An 18,153-nucleotide genomic window follows, 5' to 3' on the forward strand; every position below is an offset into this window, starting at 1 on the left:
CGATCAGTATGCCGTTTTGTGTTCCGAGATGAATTTCCGTGAACAACCGGTAATAAGGCGACGGCGGCCGGTGTTCCGGTGCGGGTAGTTGTCGTAGTGTCGCTTGAGTCCTCGCGCTGGGGAGCGCGAACAGCCGTTGACGGGAGGGGCCAGACGTATGGCAGCGCAATTCGGTCGCAGGCTGCGCAAAGGGGCGACAGCCACCACGGTGGCGGCGCTCGTAGTGGCGGCGCTCTCCGCCTCGCAGGCACCGGGCAGTACTTTGGGGCCCGCCGACGAGAGAGCCGCGAAGGCGACCGAACCCCCCGGCACCCCGGTAACGGGCAACTCGCCGTACTTCACCGATCTGCCGCCCCTGAACACTCCGAACAAACCGGGCACTTCGATCGATCTCCCCGTCATCACCGGCCCGGCGGAGGCAGGCATACCCGCCACGGTCCTGGCCGCGTACAAGCGGGCGGAAGGGACCGTCAAGGGCACCGACCCCGGCTGCCGCCTCCCGTGGCAGCTGCTCGCCGCGATCGGCAAGGTCGAGTCGGGCCAGGCACGCGGCGGCCGGGTCGACGACGACGGAACGACGCTGACCCCGATCCTCGGCCCGCAGCTCAACGGCGTCGGCTTCGCCAACATCTCCGACACCGACAACGGCGCGTACGACGGCGACTCGACGCACGACCGCGCGGTCGGTCCGATGCAGTTCATCCCGTCCACCTGGGCGGCCTGGGGCCAGGACGGCAACGCCGACGGCCGCAAGGACCCGAACAACATCTACGACGCGGCCCTCGCCGCCGGCCGCTACCTCTGCGCCCACGACCGCGACCTGTCCGTCCAGGCCGATCTCGACCAGGCGATCCTCGGCTACAACCGCTCGCGGGAGTACCTGCGTACGGTCATGTCCTGGTTCGACTACTACCGGCGCGGCAGCCACGAGGTGCCGGACGGCTCCGGAGTCCTGCCGGGCAGCAGCGAACCCGACAGCCACAACGGTGGCAGCGGAAACGGCAACGGCGTGCCCGCAGTTCCCGGTGGGACGACTCCGCCGGCCGGCCCGGGCACTCCGGGAACCGGCGGCACCCCGACCCCGCCGACGACGCCCCCGCCGACGACGCCCCCGACGCCCCCGCCGTCGACGCAGCCTCCGACGACTCCGCCGCCGTCGACGCGGCCCCCGACGACCCCGCCGACGACTCCGACTCCGCCGACGCAGCCCCCGGCCCCGGCGCCCGTCACCACCCTGGAGCGGCTCGGCACCGCGAGCGTGACCGCGACCGAGGGCGAGAAGTTCACCGACCGGCTGCGCGTGCGGGCCAAGACCTCCGCGGGCAAGGTGGTGGTGGGCGCCCGGGTCCAGTTCCAGATCGTCGGCGACACGGACGCGCGCTTCCCCGGCGCCCGGACCCGCGTCACCGTCACCACCGGCGCCGACGGCATCGCCACCGCCCCCACGCTCGGCGCGGGCGGGCGGACGGGCACGTTCACCGTGCGCGCCAAGGCGCTGGGCACCAGCGCCCCCGCCGCGAACTTCACCGCCGACGTCAAGGCCGAGCCGGCGCCGGCGCCGCGGTCCGACGCGCTGGTCCGCACCTCCGACAAGGAACTCAAGGCCGAGACCGGTGGCTCCTTCGCCGACCCGGTCGAGGTGAAGGCGACGTACAAGGGCAGGGCCGCGGCGGGTGTCGCAGTGACCGCGACGATGGTCACGGGTGACTCCGGCGCGTCCGCGGAGAACGACAAGGGCCCGTACTTCAAGGGCGCCGACGGCAAGGCGGTCCGCACCCTGACCGCGCTCAAGACGGACGCCGACGGTCTGGTGGCCCTTCCGAAGGTCTACGCCGACGGCAACGCGGGAACGTACGAGCTGCGCCTCACCACCGCCGACGGTGTGGTCCTCACGGTCGAACTGACCGTCACCGCGGCCACCACCGCACCGTCGACCGATCCCTCGACCGATCCCTCGACCGATCCGACGACGGACCCGTCGACCGGATCGACGACCGACCCGTCGACGACCCCCTCCGCTCCCTCCTCCACCACCCCCACCGCGTAACCACTTCCCGGCCCTGCCGCCGCTGCCCCGCCCGGACCGTGTTCCGGGCGGGGCAGCGGCATGTCACCCGGATCCGCCGGGCGACCCGGCCGACGGCGTCGTCCCTGGGGACGAAGCTCCGTCAACACCTCGGGACAGCGGCCGAGTTGTACGATCACGGGCAACGGACCCGGGGGAGGGGCAAGGCTGCCGTCGTCGTCGTACACGGCATCGGAGAGCAGTACCTGGAGGCCCACACCCTGCACCGCGGTATCGCCTCCGCCGTGCTCGACGGCCGTGAAAGGCGAGCCCGCGCCGCGCTGACCCGGGTGCCCGCACAGTCGTGGGTGGCGGAGTGGGCCTTCCTCCCCGGCGCGCCGTATCCGCACCGCTCGGTCGGGGACTTCCCCGGAGGCGTCAACCGGCTCGTGCTCCTCGACTGCGCGGGCCGCAGGACGCTGGTGACCGTGGACGCGGAGGGGCACCGGCAGACGGTCCCGCACGACCGGCTGGAAACGCTGGGCGACTTCGCCGCGGCGGCCGTCGGTACGGACGAGGTGATGCTCGTGACGGGAACGCACATGCGGGGCCCGGTGCCGGTGCGGGTCTTCCGGCTCGACGGTTCTCAGGCGGGCGCGGTGAAACCCCGGAGGTTCTCCGCGCTCTTCGGCATGACGCTGAGCCCGGCGCGGGTGGCCCGGCGGGAAGTGCCGGCGCTCGCCGACGACACCGCCCTGCGCCTGCTGGACCCCGGGACCGGACAGGTGATCACCTGGGCGGCCAAGCGGCGCGACGACCGCGTCGTGGGCGCGCGCGGCCTTCCGCCGCTGTCGCACGACTGGCGGCCGCGCCGCGGGGACCACTGGCCGGTCGGGCTGCTGGGGGCGGCGCGGCGTCGTATGCGCCTGCGGGACTGCCCGCCCGGCAGGCCGTCCGTGCTGCATGCGGTCGGCGGGCCCGGGCGGGGCGCCGTACTCGCCCTGGTCGACCGGCAGCTGGTGGTCTGGTCGTGGAACGGCCGGAAGCTGTGCACGGCAGGTCTGGACGGTCCGGGCGGGAAAGTGCGCGATCTGGTGTGCGCAGCCGTCGGGGACCGGCTTTTCGCCGCGTACCGCACCAGGGAGGACGGGCTGCGCGTCCTCGAACTCCCGGCCGGAACGACAGCGCTGCACCTGGAGCAGACGCCCGGCCTCACCGTCGATCCGGGGATGCCGTGGCGGGGGCAGGCCGCCGGTTTCGCGCTCGGCGACCGGGACGGTGAACCGGTCGCCGGCCCCCTGTCCTCGGGCAGCGGCATCGGGGTGCACCGGATCCGCGACGGGGCACCGCTGTGGAGCTGGAATCCCGGGCCGGGCACCACCCGGCACTTCAGAACGCTCCAGCTGCACCACGTGGGCGGGTGCCCGGTGGCCGTCACGGTCGGCTTCGACGACTACGTGACGCTCTTCGACATGAGGGACGACCGTGAGGTGTGCCGCGTCTTCATGGGCTCGGCGGTGCAGCGCCTGCCCCCCTGCCGGACGGACGCGTCGCGGTCGTCACGGACACCGGGGTCTCCTGCCTCGGCTTCCCCGGGCTCAGTTCCGCCCGAGCCGCGCCTTCGTATGACGCGTGGGCGCCGTCGTCGCGGGGTCCTCCGGCCACGGGTGCTTCGGGTAGCGGCCGCGCAGTTCGGCCCGCACCGCTCGGTACCCGTCCCGCCAGAAGGACGCCAGGTCGGCGGTGACGGCCGCCGGGCGCCCCGCCGGGGACAACAGGTGCACCAGCACCGGCACGCCGGCCACCCGCGGCGTCTCGGCCAGCCCGAACATCTCCTGGAGCTTCACCGCCAGTACGGGCTGCTCACCGCCGTACTCCACCCGGACCCGCGACCCGCTCGGCACCTCGATCCGCTCCGGCGCCAGCTCGTCCAGCCGGGCCGCGTCGCCGGACGCCCACGGCAGCAGCCGGTTCAGCGCCTGCCCCGCCTCGATCCGGCCGAGGTCGGCTCTCCTGCGCGCCCGTGACAGCTCCGGCTCCAGCCACGCGTCGGTACGGTCCGTGAGCGCCGCGTCCGACACGTCCGGCCACGGAGCGCCCAGCACCCGGTGCAGGAAGGCGAGGCGCTCGCGCAGTCCCCGCGCGTCCCGTGTCCAGCGCAGCAGACCGAGGCCCTCGCGCCGCAGGCCGTCGAGCAGCGCTTCCCCCACCCGCTCCGGATCCGGTTCCGCGAGCGCCCGTACGGTCAGTTCGACCGCCCCCAGCCGCTCCACGTGCCGCGCGACGACGTCCCCGCCCTCCCAGCGCACCTCTTCGCCGGACACGAGCAGATGCTCGGCGGCCAGTCTCGCGGTGTCCTCGTCGATGACGGCGGCGAGGCGTACGCGCGCGGAGGCGGCGTGGACGGGACGGTCGGCGACGGCGACCGCCAGCCACGGGGCGGTGCGCAGCCGGGATCCGTCGCCGAGCCCGGCCCCGGTTCCGGAGGCCATGAGGAAGGTCCCCCCGTTCCGGCCCCTGGCGACCCGCTCGGGAAACGCGAAGGCGGCCACCACTCCGGCGACGGCGTCGTCACCACCGGCCCCGGGAGCCCCTGCCTCCGCGCCGGTGGTTCCGGACGCGCCGGAACCACCCGCCGCCGAAGCCAGCCGCCGCGCCTCCTGACGCCACCGGGCTCCGTACGCGTCGTTGCCGCGGCGGGCCGCACGCCAGGCCGCGGCCAGGTCGTCGCCGTACTCCCTCGGGGGCTCCTCGCTCAGCAGGGCGACCACCTCCGCCGCCCGGCGCGCGCCGACCTCCCGCGCGCCGTCGACGAGCGCCCGCGCGAGCCGGGGGTGCAGACCGAGGCGGGCCATCCGTACGCCCCGTCCGGTCGCGCGGCCGGCACCGTCCACCGCGCCGATCGCGGCCAGTACCGTGCGCGCCGCCGCCATGGCCCCGCCCGGCGGCGGGTCCAGCAGGGCGAGGCCGCTCGCGTCGGGGTCGCCCCAGCACGCCGCCTGGAGGGCGAACGCCGTCAGGTCCGCGACCTTGATCTCGGGGGAGGGGAAGCGCGGCAGCCGTACGTCGTCGGCCCGGTCCCAGCACCGGTAGACCACACCCGGCGCCTCCCGTCCCGCCCGCCCCGCGCGCTGCCGTGAGGCCGCCTGTGAGGCCCGTACGGTCGTGAGCGCGCTCAGCCCCCGCGCATGGTCCGTCCGGGGCTCACGCGCGAGCCCGGAGTCCACGACGATCCGTACACCGGGCACGGTCAGGCTCGACTCGGCCACCGAGGTCGCCAGCACCACCCTGCGCGTACCCGCGGAACCGGCCAGTACGGCGTCCTGCACCGCGGCCGGAGCCCGCCCGTGCACCTGGAGTACTTCCGCGCCCACCCCGGACAACTGCCCCGCCACGCGCGCGATTTCGCCCACGCCGGGCAGGAAGCACAGCACGTCGCCCTCCCGCTCGGCGAGCGCCCTGCGCACCACGGCGGCCACGTGCGACAGCAGCGCCGGATCGACCCGCATGCCGTGCGGCGGCCGCACCGGACGGGCCGGCGGCGCCCACACCGTCTCCACGGGGTGCGAGACGCCCTCGGCCTCCACCACCGGCGCGTCGCCCAGCAGCCGCGCCCAGCCCTCGGCGTCCGTCGTCGCGGAGGCGGCGAGGAGCCGCAGCTCCGGCCGCAGGGCGGCCCGTACGTCGAGGAGGAACGCGGCGACGGTGTCCGCGTCCAGGTGCCGCTCGTGGCACTCGTCCAGGACGACGACGTCGGTCCCGGCGAGCTCCTGGTCGCGCTGGAGGCGCTGGAGCAGTACGCCGGTGGTCACGACCTCCACCACCGTGTCGCGCCCCACCACGCGCTCCCCGCGCACGGTGAAGCCCACGCGCCCCCCGACGCTCTCGCCCAGCAGCCACGCCATCCGCCGGGCCGCGGCCCGCGCCGCGATCCGCCGGGGCTCCGCGACGACGACCTTCCGCACGGACCGTCCTCCGTCGAGCAGCCCGGCCAGCACCAGCGGCACCAGCGTCGTCTTGCCCGTCCCCGGCGGCGCGCACAGCACCGCCGTCCCGTGCGCGTCCAGGGCGCGCTCCAGGGCGGGCACGGCGGTACGTACGGGCAGCTGCCCCAGGGCGTCGGTGCGGATCACGCCCCTAGTCTCGTACGCACACGAAAATCGCCGTTCCCGGGATCAGGTTCCCCCGCAGCGGGGACCAGCCGCCCCACTCCTGGGTGTTCCAGGCGGGCCACTCCGGCTCGACGAGGTCGACCAGGCGGAAGCCGGCCGCCACCACGTCCCGTACACGGTCACCGAGCGTTCTGTGGTGCTCCACGTAGACCGCGCGTCCCTGGTCGTCCTGCTCGACGTAGGGCGTGCGGTCGAAGTAGGAGGCGGCGACCGACAGGCCCTCGGGGCCGGGCTCGTCGGGGAAGGCCCAGCGGATGGGGTGCGTGACGGAGAAGACCCACCGCCCGCCGGGCCGCAGGACACGCCGTACCTCGCGGAAGACCTCCGCCGGGTCGGCGACGAACGGCACCGCCCCGTACGCCGAGCACGCGAGGTCGAAGGACGCGTCCCTGAAGGGCAGCGTTCCGGCGTCCGCCTGCACCAGGGGCACGCCGGAAGCACCGCCGCCGATCCGCAGGGCGTGCTGGAGCTGCCGGTGGGAGAGGTCCAGGGCCACCGGACGCGCGCCCTGCGCGGCGAGCCAGCGCGAGCACTGCGCGGCGCCCGCGCCGATCTCCAGGACGTCGAGTCCCTCCAGGGACGCCGCCGGCCCCAGCAGGCCGGCCGCGGCCTCGTCGAGCCCTTCCGGGCCCCATACGAAACGGTCGTCACCGAGGAACGCCCCGTGTTCGCTCTGGTACTCGTCGGCGTTGCGGTCCCACCAGCCCCGGCTGGCCCGGCTGCTCTCGGCCTCCGAGGTCTGGCGCCGGGTCGCCTCCCCCTCGTCCGCGTCGTCCGGGACGTAGGTGTCGAGGGCCTCGAAAGCGTCTGTGGCGTCTTTGCTGTGGCTCATTGCGCCCGTCTGTCTCGTCTGCGTAGGCTCCGTCGAACCTGTAGCTGCAGAGTGCGATGCGGCCGTTGTGGCCTCGCCGAACCTTAGTTGTGCCGGGTATGCGAGGTTCCGCCCCGGGTGTGCGCCTTCGCGCATTGACCCTGCCCGGCTGCCCCCGTATGCTACAAGTTGCGCTGCGAGCCTGCGCACCTCAGACAGAGCAGGCTGCGCTTGCACCGGTTGTATGTCCCCTCGGTTGTCGAGGCGTTTCCGTCACGCGGAATCGCGCCTCCTAGGCTGCCCGGCGTCAGCAGGTGCCGATACGGGCTCCCGGCGTAGCAGTACCTACGACTTACTGTCCGTACCGGAGCCCTTACCCACATGACGAGCAGCACCGAGACCACCGCCACCACCACCCCGCAGGTAGCGGTCAACGACATCGGTAACGAGGAAGCCTTCCTCGCCGCGATCGACGAGACGATCAAGTACTTCAACGACGGCGACATCGTCGACGGCGTCATCGTGAAGGTCGACCGGGACGAGGTCCTGCTCGACATCGGTTACAAGACCGAAGGCGTCATCCCCTCCCGCGAGCTTTCCATCAAGCACGACGTCGACCCCAACGAGGTCGTCGCCGTGGGCGATGAGATCGAGGCTCTTGTTCTCCAGAAGGAGGACAAGGAAGGCCGTCTCATCCTGTCCAAGAAGCGCGCACAGTACGAGCGCGCCTGGGGCACGATCGAGAAGATCAAGGAAGAGGACGGCATCGTCACCGGCACCGTCATCGAGGTCGTCAAGGGTGGTCTCATCCTCGACATCGGCCTCCGTGGCTTCCTGCCGGCCTCCCTCGTCGAGATGCGCCGCGTCCGTGACCTCCAGCCCTACGTGGGCAAGGAGCTCGAGGCCAAGATCATCGAGCTGGACAAGAACCGCAACAACGTGGTCCTGTCCCGCCGTGCCTGGCTCGAGCAGACCCAGAGCGAGGTCCGTCAGACCTTCCTCACGACCCTGCAGAAGGGCCAGGTCCGCTCCGGCGTCGTTTCCTCGATCGTCAACTTCGGTGCGTTCGTGGACCTCGGTGGCGTCGACGGTCTCGTGCACGTCTCCGAGCTCTCCTGGAAGCACATCGACCACCCCTCCGAGGTTGTCGAGGTCGGCCAGGAAGTCACCGTCGAGGTCCTCGACGTCGACATGGACCGCGAGCGCGTCTCGCTGTCGCTCAAGGCGACGCAGGAAGACCCGTGGCAGCAGTTCGCCCGTACGCACCAGATCGGGCAGGTCGTTCCCGGTAAGGTCACGAAGCTCGTTCCGTTCGGTGCGTTCGTGCGCGTCGACGAGGGCATCGAGGGTCTGGTCCACATCTCCGAGCTGGCCGAGCGCCACGTGGAGATCCCGGAGCAGGTCGTCCAGGTCAACGACGAGATCTTCGTCAAGGTCATCGACATCGACCTCGAGCGCCGCCGCATCAGCCTCTCGCTGAAGCAGGCCAACGAGTCCTTCGGTGCCGACCCGGCCTCGGTCGAGTTCGACCCGACGCTGTACGGCATGGCCGCGTCGTACGACGACCAGGGGAACTACATCTACCCCGAGGGCTTCGACCCCGAGACCAACGACTGGCTCGAGGGCTACGAGACCCAGCGCGAGGCCTGGGAGACCCAGTACGCCGAGGCGCAGCAGCGCTTCGAGCAGCACCAGGCCCAGGTCATCAAGTCCCGCGAGGCCGACGAGGCCGCTGCTGCCGAGGGCGCTGCCGCCCCGGCCGGTGGCGCCCCGGCTGCCTCCGGCGGCAGCGGTGGCGGCGGCTCCTACTCCTCGGAGTCGGCGGACAACTCCGGCGCCCTGGCGTCGGACGAGGCCCTGGCCGCGCTCCGCGAGAAGCTGGCCGGCGGCCAGAGCTGACGCTCTGACCTCCAGCTGGTAACCGGCTGAAAGCAAGGCCCGCTCCCCACGGGGGGGCGGGCCTTGCTCGTGCCCGCCCCGCGCCCACCGGCCGGGCGGCCGGCCCGGTCCTCCGGCCGAGGACGTCCAGGAGCGGCCGCCCGGCCGGGAAGCGCCGCGAAGCCTCTCGCGGAGCCCGTCGGAGAAGACGGTGCGGGCGGGAATGCCTGTGCCCCGCGGCACGTTCTTCCGTAGGAACACGAGGAGGAGCGGTAATCGTGCTTGATCCGCAGGATTTGTACGCGTGGGAGCCGAAGGGTGTGGCCGCCGTCGACATGGCGCTCGCGCAGGAATCGGCCGGACTGGTCATGCTCTACCACTTCGACGGTTACATCGACGCGGGCGAGACCGGCGAGCAGATCGTCGGGAAACTGCTGGACACACTGCCCCACCAGGTCGTGGCCAGGTTCGACCACGACAGGCTGGTGGACTACCGCGCCCGCCGCCCGCTGCTGACCTTCCGGCGCGACAAGTGGTCCGAGTACGAGGCACCCGAGATCGACGTCCGGCTCGTCCAGGACGCGACCGGGGCGCCCTTCCTGGTGCTCTCGGGCCCCGAGCCGGACGTGGAGTGGGAGCGGTTCGCCCTCGCCGTGCGACAGGTCGTCGAGCGGCTCGGTGTGCGCCTCTCGGTGAACTTCCACGGCATCCCGATGGGCGTCCCGCACACCCGCCCCGTCGGCCTCACCCCGCACGGCAACCGCACCGACCTCATGCCCGGCCACCGCAGCCCGTTCGACGAGGCGCAGGTGCCCGGGAGCGCGGAGGCGCTCGTCGAGTTCCGGCTGGAGGAATCGGGGCACGACGTGCTCGGCGTCGCGGCGCACGTGCCGCACTACGTCGCGCGTTCCGCGTACCCCGATGCCGCGCTGACCGCCCTGGAGGCGATCACGGCGGCGACCGGCCTGGTGCTGCCCGGCGTCGCGCACGCGCTGCGTACGGAGGCCAGGCGCACCCAGGACGAGATCGACCGGCAGGTCGATGAGGGCGACGAGGAGCTCGTCTCGCTCGTACAGGGCCTGGAGCACCAGTACGACGCGGTGGCGGGCGCGGTGACGCGGGGCAACCTGGTCGCCGAACCCGTCGATCTGCCGTCGGCCGACGAGATCGGTCTCGAATTCGAACGTTTCCTCGCGGAGCGGGAGGGTGACGTCTAGGCCCGTCCAGGTCGCTCGTCTAGGCTTCCGCGCATGCTGAAAGTGGGCCTGACCGGCGGAATCGGCGCCGGAAAGAGCGAAGTGTCGCGGCTGCTCGTCTCGTACGGAGCCGTGCTGATCGATGCCGACAAGATCGCGAGGGAGGTCGTCGAGCCCGGAACGCCGGGGCTCACGGCCGTCGTCGAAGCCTTCGGCGAGGACGTCCTCACCCCGGACGGGACCCTGGACCGTCCGAAACTCGGCTCGATCGTCTTCGCCGACGCCGCCCGTCTGGCGACGCTGAACGCGATCGTCCACCCGCTGGTGGGCGCCCGGTCGGCGGAGCTTGAGAGCGGGGCGGGCCCGGACGCCGTCGTCGTCCACGACGTACCGCTGCTCACCGAGAACGGCCTGGCGCCCCTGTACGACCTGGTGGTCGTCGTGGACGCGTCCCCGCAGACACAACTGGACCGGCTCGTACGGCTGCGCGGCATGACCGGGGACGAGGCGCGCGCCAGGATGGCCGCCCAGGCGACGCGGGAGCAGCGGCTGGCGATCGCGGACCTGGTGATCGACAACGACGGACCGCTGACGGCGCTCGAGCCGCAGGTGCGCGAGGTCTGGGCGGAACTGACCGGACGGGCCGCACGGCCGGCGTCCTGACGGAAGGCGGCAGGCGGAATACGGCATGCTGCCGGGGCCGTTGGAAAGGATGAGGGGCGAGCGGAAGGATTTCAGCGTGCCCGAAAGCAGCCCGGAAACCCACATCATCGACTACCGCGCGGCGGAGCACCTGCTGGCCGCGCGTGATCCGCGCGGAGCCGTGAAACTCCTGGACTCGGTCATAGCGGCCCATCCGGAGAACACGGCGGCTCGGCTGCTGCGTGCCCGCGCCTTTTTCGCGTCGGCCCAATTGCGCTCCGCCGAGCTCGAGTTCCAGCTCGTACTGGAGCGTGAGCCCGACAACGCCTTCGCTCACTTCGCCCTCGCGCGCACCTACGAGCGTGCCTCGCGCGGGGACCGGGCGAAACGCCACTTCAGGCTGGCGGCGGCGCTCGACCCGAAGCCGGAGTACCTGGCGGCGGCACGGTTCGACGCGGACGAGTGAGACGGGCGGGCGGCCGCGCGGCCGCCCGCGTTCACGGGTGCGGCGGATCGTACGGCGGGATGTCGCGGCCGGGCTGGTAGTGCGCGCCCTGACGGAGGTGGCGCACGACCATCACCAGGTCCGCGGTGACCACGACGGCGAGGCAGCCGCAGGCGACGGCCCAGCCGGTGCGGCCGGCGGCCGCGAAGGCGACCGTTCCGCCGACGGCCCAGAGCAGACCCCACAGGCTCAGCCAGAGCCGCAGCCGGAGGGGACTGCGTGCGGTTCTCGGTTCACTTCCAGTGCGCATGATCATGATCGATCGCCTCTTCCTCACAGGCGCGTACCCGGTCCGGAGATTCGCAGGCCGTCCGGCGACGAGTTCCGGGAGGCGGCGCGGTCTGTATCCGTGAAAGCACACGGAGCACCGCTTCCAGGGGAGACCACGATGTCCGACGCAACGAACACCGTCGCAACCGTCACCGCCACCGCGCCCGCCACGCCCGCCGCCTCCCGGGTGCCGGGTGAGGCGCCGGCCGCACCGGGCCGGCGCGTACGGATCACGGTGCGCGTCCTTCAGATCCTGCTGGCCGTGTTCTTCGCCGTGCCCAGCGCGAGTCCCAAGCTGGTCGGTCACTCCTCGGCGGCGGAGAGCTTCGACAGGATCGGCTTCGGCGACTGGTTCATGTACCTGGTCGGGGGCCTGGAGCTGGCCGGTGCGATCGCGCTGCTGGTCCCCGTTCTGTCCGGGGCGGCGGCGCTCGCTCTCGGTGCGCTGATGGCCGGGGCGTTCGTCACCCAGCTGATGGCCTTCGACGGCGAGAACGCCGCGACGCCGCTGGTCCTGCTGGTGCCGCTCGCCGCCATCGCCTGGTCCCGCCGCCACCACAACGCGGAGCTCGTCGCGCTGGTGCGTCGCCGGCCTTCGCGCTGACGGCTCTGACGGCGGCGGGACCACGGCACCTGTCCGGCGGTGTCCTCTTCGGTCCCGGTCTCAGTGCCCGTGCCGGTTCCCGTGCTCGTCGTGGCGGTGGGCGGACTCCTGGGCGCCCAGGTTGGGCGACAGGGCGTCGCCGCCCTCGCCGTCGACCTCCCCGCGGGCGGGATCCCTCTTCGCCGTGTGGGGCCCCGACCGCTTGATCTCCTGCGCGAGCTCGTCGGCGGCGGTGGCGGGCTTGTCGCGGTGTTCGGTCATGGGGGGGCTCCTCTTCCTCGGACGACCGGATCGGTCCGGTCCGGGTGCCTCGTCCCGCGATGTTCATGCACACGCCGTCCCTCGCACCCGCGCCCTCCGCGCCCCCGCGGCGTCGCCCGGGAACCGGTGTCGGACCCCGCCCGTAGACTCGCACGTGGACAGAGACGGACGCGCCGAGCGGGACGCGGGATGTGCGGGACGGGGGGGTGAAGCGATGGCAGGCACGGGACGACGCGCCGCGGTCTTCCTCCCCGCCGAGCTGCCGCGCGAAGGCAGGATCGCCCTCTGGGACCCCGAGGGCGGCGCGCTGCCCGGTACTTCCGCGCTGCCCGGCATTTCCGCACGCTCCGAAACCTCCGCGCTGCCCGAGTCGTCCGCGGAGATCACGGTCGTACGGCGGCACGGGAGCCGGGGCACTGCCGTACGCCGCCACACCGTGCCCGCCGTTCTCCTCCCCCTCTCCGACGCGCTGCCGCTGCTGGTCCGGGCCCGCCACGATCCCGCCGCCCACCCCGCCGCCCGCTGCTGGGGCGCGGCGGCGCTGCACGCCCTGTACCTCGCCGCGCGGGGCCGGCTGCTGCCCGGACTGACATCCGGGGACCACGACGCCTGGCGTGCCGGGCCGCTCGACGCCGACGACGTCGCGCAGGTACGGGCCATCGCCGCGGCCATGCCCGCCGAGGCGCACGCGGTCCCGCTCGCCGGGCGGACACCCCTCCAGCTGCCCGACCCCGAAGCCCTGGTGAAGGCGTTCCTCGACGCGGTCGCGGACCTGCTGCCCCGCACGCCTTCCGCGGCGTACGCCGTGGGAGCGCCCTTCGCGGCCCGCGCCGCCCAGCACCTTCCGGAGCTGCGGGAGTGGGCGGCGGAGGTCGCGGCCGGGGTCGACGCGGGGGTGCGGGTGTCACTGCGCCTCGACCTGTCCCAGTTCGAGATCTTCGACAGCACGGACCACGGAACACCGGACGAAGAGGGTGAAGGGGGCGGAGGGGGCGAAGAGGCGGACAAGGCCGTCGACGGGGGCGGCGGGGAGCAGCGCCGGGCTGGCGCGGCCCTGGTCCAGGTGCACAGTCTGGCCGACCCGACGCACGTCATCGACGCCGCCGCCCTGTGGGCCGGCGGCGGCAGCGAGGGCTTCGGCCCCCGCGCCCGCGTCGACGCGGTGCTGGCGCTGCGCCGCGCGGCCCGCGTGTGGCCGCCGCTCGGCCGCCTCCTGAGCCGCCCGGTCCCCGACGTACTGCCGCTGTCGGAGGACGAGCTGTACGAGCTGCTGGGTCCGGCGGCGACCAGACTCGGCGCTGCCGGTGTGGCCGTCCACTGGCCCCGCGAGCTGGCCCGTACGCTCACGGCCGCCGCGGTCGTACGTCCCGCGCCCGGGTCCGCGACCGACGGCACCTCCTTCTTCGACGCGCAGGAACTCTTCGCCTTCAGCTGGCAGCTGGCGGTCGGCGGCGAGCCGCTCAGCGAGGCGGACATGGACGCGCTCGCCGAGGCGCACCGCCCGATCGTCCGCCTCCGGGACCAGTGGGTCGTCGTCGATCCGGCGCTCGTACGCAAGGCGCGCAAGCGTGAACTGGGCCTGCTGTCGCCGGTGGACGCGCTGGCCGCAGCCCTCACCGGCAGTGCGGAGGTCGACGGCGAGCAGGTCGAAGCGGTCCCCGTGGGCGCCCTGGCCGCGCTCCGCGACCGCCTCACGGCCGGCACCGGCGCGGGAGCGCTCGTCCCCCAGCCGCCCGGCCTCGACGCCACCCTGCGCGACTACCAGCTGCGCGGTCTGGCCTGGCTGGACCGGATGACCTCCCTCGGTCTCGGCGGCTGTCTCGCCGACGACATGGGTCTCGGCAAGACGATCACGGTCATCGCCCTCCACCTCCGGCGCGCCCGCAGCGCCCCCACCCTCGTCGTCTGCCCCGCCTCCCTCCTCGGCAACTGGCAGCGCGAGATCACCCGCTTCGCTCCGGGGGTGCCCGTCCGCCGCTTCCACGGCGCGGCCCGCACGCTCCACGACGCCGGCGGGCCCGACGGCGGTTTCGTCCTCACGACGTACGGCACGATGCGCACCAGCGCCCCCGAACTGGCCGCGCACACCTGGGGCATGGTCGTCGCCGACGAGGCGCAGCACGTCAAGAACCCGTACTCCTCCACGGCGAAGGCGCTGCGCACCATCCCCGCCCCCGCGCGCGTCGCCCTGACCGGCACCCCCGTGGAGAACAACCTCTCCGAGCTGTGGGCCCTCCTCGACTGGACGACGCCGGGCCTGCTCGGCCCGCTCAAGTCCTTCCGCGCCCGCCACGCGCGCCTGGTCGAGAGCGGCGAGGACGACGAGGCGTCCGAGCGCCTCGCCCGTCTCGTACGTCCCTTCCTGCTGCGCCGCAAGAAGTCCGACCCGGGCATCGTGCCGGAGCTGCCGCCCAAGACGGAGACCGACCACCCCGTCTCCCTCACCCGTGAACAGGCGTCCCTCTACGAAGCGTCCGTACGGGAGTCCATGGCGGCCATCGAGGGGGCGGAGGGCATCGCGCGCCGGGGCCTCGTCATGAAGCTCCTCTCCTCCCTCAAGCAGATCTGCAACCACCCCGCGCAGTATCTGAAGGAGGACACCCGGCGCCTCACCGGCCGTTCCGGCAAGCTCGAGCTCCTCGACGAGCTCCTCGACACGATCCTGTCGGAGGGCGGCTCGGTCCTGGTCTTCACCCAGTACGTGACCATGGCGCGCCTGCTCGCCGACCACCTGGAGGCCCGCGCGGTCCGGGCCCAGCTCCTGCACGGCGGCACACCCGTCGCCCAGCGCGAGGAGATGGTGGACCGCTTCCAGTCCGCGGAGGTCCCCGTCTTCCTGCTCTCCCTCAAGGCGGCCGGCACCGGACTGAACCTCACCCGCGCCGCCCACGTCATCCACTACGACCGCTGGTGGAACCCGGCGGTCGAGGACCAGGCGACCGACCGGGCGTACCGCATCGGACAGACCCAGCCCGTGCAGGTGCACCGGCTGATCGCGGAGGGCACGGTGGAGGACCGCATCGCCGAACTGATCGCGTCCAAGCGGGCGTTGGCGGACGCGGTCCTCGGCGGCGGAGAAGCGGCCCTGACCGAGCTCACCGACCGCGAGCTGGCCGACCTGGTCTCGCTGCGGAGGCCGGCATGAGCGCGAGCGGCGGCAAGGCCGGCAGCAGCTGGTGGGGCAGAGCCTGGACCGAGGCGCTCGAAGCGCTGTCGCTCGACCCGGCCCGCCTCGCCCGCGGCCGTACGTACGCCAGTGAGGGCAACGTCGGCGCCATCAGTGTGGCGCCGGGCCGGATCGTCACGTACGTACGGGGCAGCCGCCCCCGCCCGTACCGCACGGAGATCCGCCTGCGCGCACTCGACGACGAGGCATGGGAGCGGTTCCTGGCGACGGCGGCGGCCAACCCGGCCCACATCGCGGCCCTGCTGGACAAGGACATGCCGCACTCCCTGGCGGATTCGGCGGCCGAGGCGGGCGTGGACCTGCTGCCGGCCCCCGGCGACCTGGTTCCCTCCTGCTCGTGCCCGGACCGAGGCCATCCCTGCAAGCACGCGGCCGCCCTCTGCTACGAGACCGCACGCCTGCTGGACGCCGACCCCTTCGTCCTGCTCCTCATGCGGGGCCGGGCCGAGCGCGACCTCCTCGACGACCTCGCCCGCCGCAACGCCGCCCTCTCCGTCCGTGAGAAGCCGGCGCCACCGCCCTTCCCCGGTGTCCCGGCCGCCGCCGCCCTGGCCCCGCGCACCCTCCCGCCGCTGCCGGGCCCGCTGCCCGTGCCCCCGCACCCCGGCCACGCCTGTGGCGCGTACCCGGGCACGCGGGGCGCTCCCGACCCGCTGACCCTGGACCTCCTGGCGACGGACGCGGCGGTCCGCGCCCACACGCTCCTGACCAGCGGCGCCGACCCCATCGCGACGCTCACGCCCTGGCAGGACGCGGTCCGCCTGGCGGCCGCCCAGCCCGGCTCGGGCCTGACGGCCGCCACGCGCGCCCTGTACGCCGCACTCGCCCGCGCGACCGGCCGCACCCCCACCGACCTGGCCCGCGCGGTGGCCGCCTGGCAACAGGGCGGCCCGACCGGCCTGTCCGTCCTCGAAACCCCCTGGGACCCCCGGCCGGCCCCTTCGACCGGGCCCGCCCGGCCCTGGCCGCCGCCGGCCTCCCCGCCTGCGCCCCCACCGCAACCGCCTCGGCGACGCGGAACGCGGCATCCAGCTCCGCCTGGGCCAGGACGACCGCTGGTACCCCTACGAAGCGGACCCCGGCACGGACGACTGGTGGCCGACGGGCGCCCCGGACAAGGACCCGGTGGACGCACTCACCGCGCTGCTCGACACCTGAGCCGGCTCAGCCGTACCAACTGCCGCCACTGGCATGGCACTTCGGGGACCGCGGGATCGGTCAGGCGGCCGTGCCCCGGCCGGCCGGCCGCGGCGGGCGGGGGCCGCCACGGCCCGCTCCTCGTGGCGTCCGGCGGCACCGGCGGCGCGGGCAGGACGGCACCCGCCTTCCAGCCGGCCCGCGAACCGCGCGAGCGCTGCCGGGACGGCATCCTCGCGCTGCCCCACTGCTTCTGTCCGTGCGCGTGGACGAACTGCCCGGTCAGTCGGGGGAACAGGAGGTTCGAGTGAGTCCCGGCTGCGACGGTGGTGTCCGCCAGGCGGTGAGGACCGCGTCGATCACGGCCGCCACCCTCGCCCGCGCCCTCCTTCTCGGTACGCCGCTCATCAGCAGCGCGTCGTACGCCGTGTCGACGTGCCGTACGGACGCCCGTACCGCCGCCGTCACCGCGCCCTCGTCCAGGGAGCGGCCCGCCGCGCTGCGGCCGACCCGGCCGCTGCCGCGTTCCGAGGCGTGGGCGGCGACGGCCTGTGCCCGAGACGGCGGGCAGGACGGGAAGAGGCGCAGGATCTCGGCGGCCAGAGCGGCGGTGAAGCGCACGTCCTCGGCCGCGCGGCGTGCCGCGTCGCGTTCGCGGCGGCGGGCGCGGGCATCGGCGTCCGCCAGGCAGGCGGCCTCGGCGCGGGCCAGGGCCGCCTCCTCCACGAGGATGCCCTGGCGTTCGTACCGGGTGCGGCGCTTGTTGGGGCGGACGACGACCGCCCAGAGCGGACTGGCCTCACGGGCCCGGCGCGTGAGGGCCGCGTCGCCGCGTGGCAGGTAGACGAGGTGGCCCAGGTCGGCGCAGTCGAGGCAGTACGGGGCGTTGTGCTCCAGGACGAGGAGGGGGAGCGGGCCCCGGCGGCACTCCGCGCAGTGGAGGCGCGGCGTGAGGGGGGCGACGACCACCGGTTCGGTGCCGGACACGTCAGCGGACCCCCGGCGCCGCGGTCGCGATGAACGCGCGCACCGCCTCCTGCGCCTCCTCCGGGCGCAGCGAGCGCTCCGCCTCGTCCGTCGCCTCGTGCATGCGGTTCGTGGCTTCGAAGGCCGAGACCGCCAGCTGCACGGCGGCGTTGTCGCCGCACACCAATTGGACGCGGTAGAGCGCCTGCCGGGCGGCCGCGCGCAACCGGTACGACTCCATGCGGGCCGATTCGGCGCTGTCGCTGCCCGGCGCCTCGGCCCGGCGGTGCCAACGGTCGTTCTGGCCGCGCCGGTAGTCGACGACCGCGCCGGCGAAGGCGCTGTACGCGGGGATCCGCTCCTGACGGAGCTGTTCGGCGCGGGCGAGGGCGGCGGTGCGCTCTGCCGTCTGGCGCTGGAGGAAGTGCGTCACCACCGAGCCGAGCAGGGTGCCTATGACGGCGACGAGGGCTGTCCCCATGGTACGTACTCCCCGGAAGTCCCAAATAATCGTTCGAG

General features: G+C 73.7%; 13 protein-coding genes and 1 pseudogene. 8 read left to right on the top strand and 6 right to left on the bottom strand.

Translation table 11 applies throughout. The features are described 5' to 3' along the window. Positions 1-157 precede the first annotated feature (157 nt). On the top strand, positions 158-2,047 hold the full coding sequence (locus BN1555_RS24240; protein WP_093801354.1) for a lytic transglycosylase domain-containing protein: 1,890 nt from the start codon (positions 158-160) through the stop codon (positions 2,045-2,047). Positions 2,048-3,603: 1,556 nt separating this feature from the next. On the opposite strand, the gene hrpB is transcribed toward BN1555_RS24240, so the two are convergent. Together hrpB and BN1555_RS24250 are read right to left on the bottom strand one after the other, a co-directional pair. Next, positions 3,604-6,138 carry an ATP-dependent helicase HrpB gene (gene hrpB, locus BN1555_RS24245; RefSeq protein ID WP_093801355.1) on the bottom strand — a complete coding sequence of 845 codons (2,535 nt, stop codon included), beginning with the start codon at positions 6,136-6,138 and terminating at the stop codon, positions 3,604-3,606. A gap of 4 nt (positions 6,139-6,142) precedes the next feature. Then, a complete protein-coding gene (locus BN1555_RS24250) occupies positions 6,143-7,009 on the bottom strand; it encodes a class I SAM-dependent methyltransferase (RefSeq protein WP_093801356.1) in 867 nt (288 codons plus the stop codon). Positions 7,010-7,369: 360 nt separating this feature from the next. Here BN1555_RS24250 and rpsA point away from each other — a divergent pair, with 360 nt between their 5' ends. From rpsA to BN1555_RS24275, 4 genes are all read left to right on the top strand, one after another. Continuing rightward, positions 7,370-8,887 (top strand): 30S ribosomal protein S1, encoded by a 1,518-nt coding sequence (gene rpsA, locus BN1555_RS24260; RefSeq protein ID WP_093801358.1) that lies wholly within the window; start codon positions 7,370-7,372, stop codon positions 8,885-8,887. Between the two features lie 257 nt (positions 8,888-9,144). Beyond that, a complete protein-coding gene (locus tag BN1555_RS24265) occupies positions 9,145-10,083 on the top strand; it encodes a PAC2 family protein (RefSeq protein WP_093801359.1) in 939 nt (312 codons plus the stop codon). A gap of 33 nt (positions 10,084-10,116) precedes the next feature. Beyond that, a complete protein-coding gene (gene coaE / locus BN1555_RS24270) occupies positions 10,117-10,725 on the top strand; it encodes a dephospho-CoA kinase (protein WP_093801360.1) in 609 nt (202 codons plus the stop codon). A gap of 76 nt (positions 10,726-10,801) precedes the next feature. Further along, positions 10,802-11,170, top strand: a complete 369-nt coding sequence (locus BN1555_RS24275) for a tetratricopeptide repeat protein (protein ID WP_093803605.1) — start codon at positions 10,802-10,804, stop codon at positions 11,168-11,170. Positions 11,171-11,201: 31 nt separating this feature from the next. On the opposite strand, the gene BN1555_RS24280 is transcribed toward BN1555_RS24275, so the two are convergent. Continuing rightward, positions 11,202-11,459 carry a DUF6343 family protein gene (locus BN1555_RS24280; protein WP_093803606.1) on the bottom strand — a complete coding sequence of 86 codons (258 nt, stop codon included), beginning with the start codon at positions 11,457-11,459 and terminating at the stop codon, positions 11,202-11,204. A gap of 138 nt (positions 11,460-11,597) precedes the next feature. On the opposite strand from BN1555_RS24280, the gene BN1555_RS24285 reads away from it, so the two are divergent. Next, a complete protein-coding gene (locus tag BN1555_RS24285) occupies positions 11,598-12,083 on the top strand; it encodes a DoxX family protein (RefSeq protein ID WP_093801361.1) in 486 nt (161 codons plus the stop codon). Between the two features lie 60 nt (positions 12,084-12,143). On the opposite strand, the gene BN1555_RS24290 is transcribed toward BN1555_RS24285, so the two are convergent. Then, the gene (locus tag BN1555_RS24290) at positions 12,144-12,344 is read right to left on the bottom strand and encodes a hypothetical protein (protein WP_093801362.1); all 201 of its coding nucleotides are present in this window, start codon (positions 12,342-12,344) and stop codon (positions 12,144-12,146) included. A gap of 214 nt (positions 12,345-12,558) precedes the next feature. On the opposite strand from BN1555_RS24290, the gene BN1555_RS24295 reads away from it, so the two are divergent. Beyond that, positions 12,559-15,489 carry a DEAD/DEAH box helicase gene (locus BN1555_RS24295; protein ID WP_093801363.1) on the top strand — a complete coding sequence of 977 codons (2,931 nt, stop codon included), beginning with the start codon at positions 12,559-12,561 and terminating at the stop codon, positions 15,487-15,489. 26 nt (positions 15,490-15,515) lie between these two features. Further along, positions 15,516-16,689 (top strand): annotated as a pseudogene (locus tag BN1555_RS24300) (SWIM zinc finger family protein); the annotation flags it as partial. 261 nt (positions 16,690-16,950) lie between these two features. On the opposite strand, the gene BN1555_RS24305 reads toward BN1555_RS24300, so the two are convergent. Beyond that, complete coding sequence (locus BN1555_RS24305) at positions 16,951-17,655, bottom strand: DUF2293 domain-containing protein (protein WP_176710116.1); 705 nt, start codon at positions 17,653-17,655, stop codon at positions 16,951-16,953. A 1-nt stretch (position 17,656) separates the two neighbouring features. Further along, positions 17,657-18,115 carry a hypothetical protein gene (locus BN1555_RS24310; protein ID WP_093801364.1) on the bottom strand — a complete coding sequence of 153 codons (459 nt, stop codon included), beginning with the start codon at positions 18,113-18,115 and terminating at the stop codon, positions 17,657-17,659. Positions 18,116-18,153 lie beyond the last annotated feature (38 nt).

It is taken from the genome of Streptomyces sp. Wb2n-11, assembly GCF_001049855.1.
In the GTDB taxonomy this organism is placed as follows: Bacteria; Actinomycetota; Actinomycetes; order Streptomycetales; family Streptomycetaceae; genus Streptomyces; species Streptomyces altiplanensis.

What these genes read in the sequence shown, in the direction of transcription:
- rpsA (WP_093801358.1), top strand. Translation starts at nt 7,370, where the DNA reads ATGACGAGCAGCACCGAGACCACCGCCACCACCACCCCGCAGGTAGCG.
- BN1555_RS24295 (WP_093801363.1), top strand. Translation starts at nt 12,559, where the DNA reads ATGGCAGGCACGGGACGACGCGCCGCGGTCTTCCTCCCCGCCGAGCTG.
- BN1555_RS24285 (WP_093801361.1), top strand. Translation starts at nt 11,598, where the DNA reads ATGTCCGACGCAACGAACACCGTCGCAACCGTCACCGCCACCGCGCCC.
- BN1555_RS24310 (WP_093801364.1), bottom strand. Translation starts at nt 18,115, where the DNA reads ATGGGGACAGCCCTCGTCGCCGTCATAGGCACCCTGCTCGGCTCGGTG.
- BN1555_RS24250 (WP_093801356.1), bottom strand. Translation starts at nt 7,009, where the DNA reads ATGAGCCACAGCAAAGACGCCACAGACGCTTTCGAGGCCCTCGACACC.
- BN1555_RS24290 (WP_093801362.1), bottom strand. Translation starts at nt 12,344, where the DNA reads ATGACCGAACACCGCGACAAGCCCGCCACCGCCGCCGACGAGCTCGCG.
- coaE (WP_093801360.1), top strand. Translation starts at nt 10,117, where the DNA reads ATGCTGAAAGTGGGCCTGACCGGCGGAATCGGCGCCGGAAAGAGCGAA.
- BN1555_RS24280 (WP_093803606.1), bottom strand. Translation starts at nt 11,459, where the DNA reads ATGCGCACTGGAAGTGAACCGAGAACCGCACGCAGTCCCCTCCGGCTG.
- BN1555_RS24240 (WP_093801354.1), top strand. Translation starts at nt 158, where the DNA reads ATGGCAGCGCAATTCGGTCGCAGGCTGCGCAAAGGGGCGACAGCCACC.